The sequence below is a fragment of the Lactobacillus nasalidis genome, assembly GCF_016587775.1.
Classification (GTDB): Bacteria; Bacillota; Bacilli; order Lactobacillales; family Lactobacillaceae; genus Lactobacillus; species Lactobacillus nasalidis.
This window is the reverse complement of record NZ_BOCG01000291.1, coordinates 1-5,735: the sequence shown is the minus strand read 5'-3', so window position 1 is coordinate 5,735 and position 5,735 is coordinate 1. Positions and strand designations below refer to the sequence as shown.

5 protein-coding genes and 1 pseudogene are annotated in these 5,735 nt (G+C 51.6%); all 6 read left to right on the top strand.

All coding sequences use genetic code 11. From position 1 onward, the window contains the following. Positions 1–275, top strand: a pseudogene (locus lacNas_RS05235) (tRNA pseudouridine(55) synthase TruB); the annotation flags it as partial. Between the two features lie 14 nt (positions 276–289). Continuing rightward, on the top strand, positions 290–1,228 hold the full coding sequence (ribF, locus tag lacNas_RS05230; RefSeq protein ID WP_201330723.1) for a riboflavin biosynthesis protein RibF: 939 nt from the start codon (positions 290–292) through the stop codon (positions 1,226–1,228). 138 nt (positions 1,229–1,366) lie between these two features. After that, a complete protein-coding gene (gene hrcA, locus lacNas_RS05225) occupies positions 1,367–2,410 on the top strand; it encodes a heat-inducible transcriptional repressor HrcA (RefSeq protein WP_201330722.1) in 1,044 nt (347 codons plus the stop codon). A gap of 11 nt (positions 2,411–2,421) precedes the next feature. Then, complete coding sequence (gene grpE, locus lacNas_RS05220; protein WP_201330721.1) at positions 2,422–3,027, top strand: nucleotide exchange factor GrpE; 606 nt, start codon at positions 2,422–2,424, stop codon at positions 3,025–3,027. A 56-nt stretch (positions 3,028–3,083) separates the two neighbouring features. Then, positions 3,084–4,928, top strand: coding sequence for a molecular chaperone DnaK (gene dnaK / locus lacNas_RS05215; protein WP_201330720.1), 1,845 nt, complete (start codon positions 3,084–3,086; stop codon positions 4,926–4,928). A gap of 79 nt (positions 4,929–5,007) precedes the next feature. Then, on the top strand, positions 5,008–5,735 hold a 728-nt coding region (locus tag lacNas_RS05210), incomplete at its 3' end, for a DnaJ domain-containing protein (RefSeq protein WP_201346665.1).

Genomic DNA, 5,735 nt, shown 5'->3' with positions numbered 1-5,735 from the left:
ACAGCCTTGCTGATGCGGTCAGCCTGGAAGAACTGGCGGCTGATCCGGACCACCTGCTGGAGCACGTGCAGCCGATCGACAGCTTTTTTGCCGACTATCCGCAAGCCGACCTGGACGACTCCTTGTGGCAGCAGGTAAAGAACGGCGCCTGGATTAAACTCCCTCTTGATGCAGACATGGTCGCTTTGCGGTACAATAAAAAGGTTAAAGCGATTTACCGGGCAAAGGGGCAAGGCCGCTACTGCCCGGAAATAATGTTGCTAAGTAATGAGTAATTGAGGGATTAAGTTTGAAAGTAATAAATATAAGCTATCCGTTCCAAAAGGAGCTGACGGCCAGCAAGGTTGTGCTGGCCTTGGGCTTTTTTGACGGAGTTCATATCGGACACCAGAAGCTGATTAAGGAAGCACGGACAATTGCGGATGAGAAGGATCTGCCGTTGATGGTGCTGACTTTTGACCGGCATCCAAAAGAGGTCTATGCCGGAGTCAAGGATTTTGAATACCTGAACTCCCCCCAGGAAAAGGCCTACGAGATGTCGAAAATTGGCGTTGACTACCTGGCGATCATCAAGTTTACGCCAGAATTCAGCCATCTGGCCCCGCAGGCCTTTGTAGATGAGATCATCATGGGGCTGAAGGCGGACACGGTCGTGGCGGGTTTTGACTACAGCTACGGCCCCAAGGACGTGGCCAATATGACCAATCTGCCGACTTTTGCCAAGGGGCGCTTTGAAATCAAGGTCGTGCCCAAGCAGATTTTTGCCGGTGAAAAAATCGGTTCAACCGAAATCCGCCAGGCGATCAAGAGCGGGAACCTGACCTTGGCTACAGAACTGCTGGGCCATCCTTACCTCACCAGCGGCCAGGTTGTCCATGGCTACCGGAATGGCCACAAGCTGGGCTTTCCGACAGCCAACCTGCAGCTGGACTGGCGAAAGGTTCTGCCGAAAATCGGCGTCTACGCGACCATGACCCGGGTGGGCGACAGCTGGTATCAGTCCATGACCAGTGTGGGCTACAATGTGATGTTCAACAACGAGCGGAACATCTACATTGAATCCAACCTGTTTGATTTTGACCAGGACATTTATGGTGAGCAGATCACGATTGCCTGGTACAAGTACCTGCGCGATGAGCAGAAGTTTGCTGATCTGGCTGGCTTGACCGAGCAGCTGCGCCAGGACCAGCAGGATAGTGAAGACTATTTCAGTTCCTTAGTCGAATAGACAAAAAACGATCTTCAGCAGAAGATCGTTTTTTTAAGCAACTTTTTTAGCATTCTCCTTGACTAACTGCTAATTTCTTGCTAATCTATACCATGTTAGCACATGAAAGATGTGAGTGCTAAATGTGAGGGCGATATTATGTTGACCGAACGTCAAGAACTTATCTTAAAGACAATTATTCAGGACTTTACGCAAACGCACGAGCCGGTTGGCTCCAAGACAGTCATGAATCAATTGCCGATTAAAGTATCCAGTGCGACTATCCGCAATGAGATGGCGGTCCTGGAAGAGCACGGGCTGATTGAAAAGACCCACTCCTCCAGTGGCCGGGTTCCTTCGACTGAGGGTTATCGTTACTATTTGGATAATCTGGTGCAGCCGCTGCAGCTGCCGGAAGAGATTTATAATCAAATCGGCTATCAGTTTGACCAGCCGTTCAACCAGGTGGATGAAATCGTCAAAGAAGCGGCGAAGATCCTGTCTGACCTGACTGACTATACGGCATTTGCTGAAGGGCCTGAGGCCAAGAATGTCAGCATCACTGGCTTCAGGATCGTGCCTCTGGCCCCGCGGCAGGTGATGGCCATTCTAGTAACCAGCGACGGCAGCGTCAAGAACCAGTTGTACACCTTGCCGCGGCATATTTCCGGGGATGAAATCGAGCAGGCCGTCCGGCTGATCAATGACCAGCTGGTTGGCAAGAGCTTAAACGAGATCAACAAGGAAACTTTTGCTGAGCTTTCCAGCAGCAAGATTGTGGGCAAGAATGCTCCGGAATTCCTGGAACTGCTTGAAGCAGTCATCAAGGACGCGGCAAGCGAGCAGATGTACGTCGACGGCCAGTTGAACCTGCTCAACAATACTGAAAGCAGCGATTTAAACGATATCAAGTCGCTATATGAACTGATCAACTCCAGCTCTCTGGCTGGCGAACTGATCGATCTGAGCGACAGCGCCGACCGCTATCCGGTTCACGTCCGCCTGGGCACTGAACTGCAGAACGATCTTTTGAAAGATTTTAGCCTGGTGACGGCGGAATACAGCGTCGGCCGCTACGGGCGGGGCACGATCGCCCTGCTTGGGCCAAGAAACATGCCGTATTCAGAAATGATCGGCCTGATGGAGTACTTCCGTCAAGAACTGGCCCAGAAATTATTGGATTACTATGGCAGATTTAAATAAGGAGGTTTGTCGTGAGCAAAGAAGAATTTCCAAGCGAGAAAGATTTGGCTCAAGAAGACCAACAAAAGACAGAGCCAAAGCAAGAGCAGGCAGCAAAAGATGAAGCCAAGGATGCGGCTGAAGCAAAGCAGGAAACTGATGCCAGTGCTGAACTGGCTCAGCTGCAGGCAAAGGTTGCCGATTTGACTCAGAAGAACAAGGAACTGGAAGACAAGTACCTGCGCAGCGAGGCTGAGATTCAAAATGCTCAGCGCCGTTACAGCAAGGAAAGAGCCAGCCTGGTCAAGTATGAGTCCCAGCGCTTGGGCAAGGACATCCTGGCCAGCGTGGACAACTTGGAAAGAGCCCTGCAGGTCAAGGCTGACGATGAGGCTTCAAGCCAGCTCAAGAAGGGGATCGAAATGACCCTGGAAGGTCTGGTCAGAGCGCTGAAAGACAACGGCATTGAGGAAATCAAGGCTGATGGCGAAAAGTTTGATCCGACATTGCACCAGGCGGTTCAAAGCGTACCGGCTGAAAATGATGATCAAAAAGACCATGTCGTTCAAGTTCTGCAGAAGGGTTACGTCTACAAGGACCGGACCCTGCGGCCAGCCATGGTAGTCGTGGCCCAGTAAGCCAGATTATTTAATTAAGCAAAAACAAGAAATTAACCAAAGGAGAGCAAAAGACAATGTCTAAAGTTATTGGGATTGACTTAGGTACCACCAACTCAGCAGTTGCGGTTTTGGAAGGCAAGGAACCAAAGATTATTACCAACCCAGAAGGCGCAAGAACCACCCCTTCAGTAGTTGCGTTCAAGGACGGCGAAATTCAAGTCGGTGAAGTTGCCAAGCGGCAAGCGATCACCAACCCGAACACCATCGTTTCCATCAAGCGTCACATGGGCGAAAGCGACTACAAGGTCAAGGTAGGCGACAAGGCTTACACCCCGCAAGAAATCTCCGCCATGATCTTGCAATACATCAAGAAGTTCTCAGAAGACTACTTGGGTGAACCAGTCAACGACGCGGTCATCACCGTTCCAGCCTACTTCAACGACGCTCAGCGGCAAGCTACCAAGGACGCCGGCAAGATCGCTGGTTTGAACGTTCAAAGAATCATCAACGAACCAACCGCTTCAGCTTTGGCTTACGGTCTGGACAAGGATGAAGATGACGAAACTGTTCTGGTTTACGACCTTGGCGGTGGTACTTTCGACGTTTCCGTTCTGCAGCTCGGCGACGGCGTCTTCCAAGTTCTTTCCACCAACGGTGACACCCACCTGGGCGGGGACGACTTTGACAACAAGATCATCGACTGGCTGGTTGACGGCTTCAAGCAAGAAAACGGCGTTGACTTGTCCAAGGACAAGATGGCAATGCAACGTTTGAAGGATGCGGCTGAAAAGGCCAAGAAGGACTTGTCAGGCGTATCTTCAACCCACATTTCCCTTCCGTTCATCTCAGCTGGTGAAGCAGGTCCTTTGCACTTGGAAGCAGACCTTACCCGGGCTAAGTTCAACGAATTGACTGACGACCTGGTTCAAAGAACCAAGATTCCGTTCGACAACGCTCTGCGTGACGCCGGCCTGTCAGTAGGCGACATTGACAAGGTGATCTTAAACGGTGGTTCAACCCGTATTCCAGCCGTTCAAGAAGCCGTAAAGCAATGGGCTGGCAAGGAACCAGACCACTCAATCAACCCTGACGAAGCCGTTGCCCTGGGTGCCGCTATTCAAGGCGGGGTCATCTGTGGTGACGTGAAGGACATCGTTTTGCTGGACGTTACCCCACTTTCACTGGGTATCGAAACTATGGGCGGGGTCTTCACCAAGCTGATCGACAGAAACACCACGATCCCAACTTCAAAGAGCCAAATCTTCTCAACTGCCGCTGACAACCAGCCAGCCGTTGACATCCACGTGTTGCAAGGTGAACGGCCAATGGCTGCCGACAACAAGACTTTGGGCCGCTTTGAATTGACTGACATTCCAGCAGCTCCTCGTGGCGTGCCGCAAATTCAAGTTACCTTCGACATCGACAAGAACGGTATCGTTAACGTTTCAGCCAAGGACATGGGCACTGGCAAGGAACAAAAGATTACCATCCAGTCAGCTTCAGGTCTGTCAGATGAAGAAATCGAAAGAATGAAGAAGGAAGCCGAAGAACACGCCGACGAAGACGCCAAGAAGAAGGAAGAAGTCGACCTCAGAAACGAAGTTGACAGCTTGATCTTCCAAACTGAAAAGACTTTGAAGGAAGTTGACGGCAAGCTTGGCGACAGCGACGTTCAACCGGTTAAGGATGCCCTTGAAGACCTTAAGAAGGCACAAAAGGACAACAACCTGGACGAAATGAAGGAAAAGAAGGACGCTTTAAGCAAGGTTGCTCAAGACCTGGCAGTCAAGCTCTACCAGCAAAACGCCCAAAACCAACAAGGCCAGGCTGGCCCAACCGACGGCGGTTCAAACGGCGCTGGCGGCTCAAATGGCGATACTGTTGATGGTGACTTCACCAAGGTAGACCCAGACAAGTAAAGCGACTATAATTAAACGAAAGAAGAAGAACTGCTTGAGGTAGTTCTTTTCTTTTGTTAGAAAAAGGAGCAATAAACAGATGGCAGCAAATCGTGATTATTATGACGTCTTGGGTGTGAGCCGGGATGCCAGTGATGCAGAAATCAGCAAGGCCTACCGGAAGTTGGCCAAGAAATACCACCCGGACCTGAACCACGAAGCAGGAGCAGAAGAAAAGTACAAGGAAGTCAACGAAGCTTACGAAGTGCTTCATGATTCCCAAAAGCGGCAGCAGTATGACCAGTTTGGCCAGGCCGGGGTCAACGGCCAGGCCGGCTTCGGCGGCGGCCAGTACGGCGGTCAGGGCTTTGGCGGTGCTGATTTCAGCGACTTTGGTGACATCTTCAACAGCTTCTTTGGCGGCGGTGCCCGGCAGCAGGTTGACCCGACCGCTCCGCAGCGGGGGACTGACCTTGACTACACCATGACGATCGATTTCATGGATGCCATCAAGGGCAAGACCAGCGAAATCAGCTACAGCCGTTCAACCACCTGTGAGGTCTGCGGCGGCAGCGGCGCTGAAAAGGGCACCCACCCGATCACCTGTGACAAGTGTGGGGGCAGCGGGATGATGACGATTACCCAGAGAAGCGTTTTGGGCATGATCCAGCGCCAGACCACTTGTGACAAGTGTGCCGGCAGCGGTGTGATTATCGAGCATCCATGCCAAAGCTGCCATGGCCGCGGCGTCAAGACTCAGAAGCAGACCCTGCAAGTCAAGGTTCCAGCAGGCATTGACAACGGCCAGCAGATCCGTCTGGCCGGCCA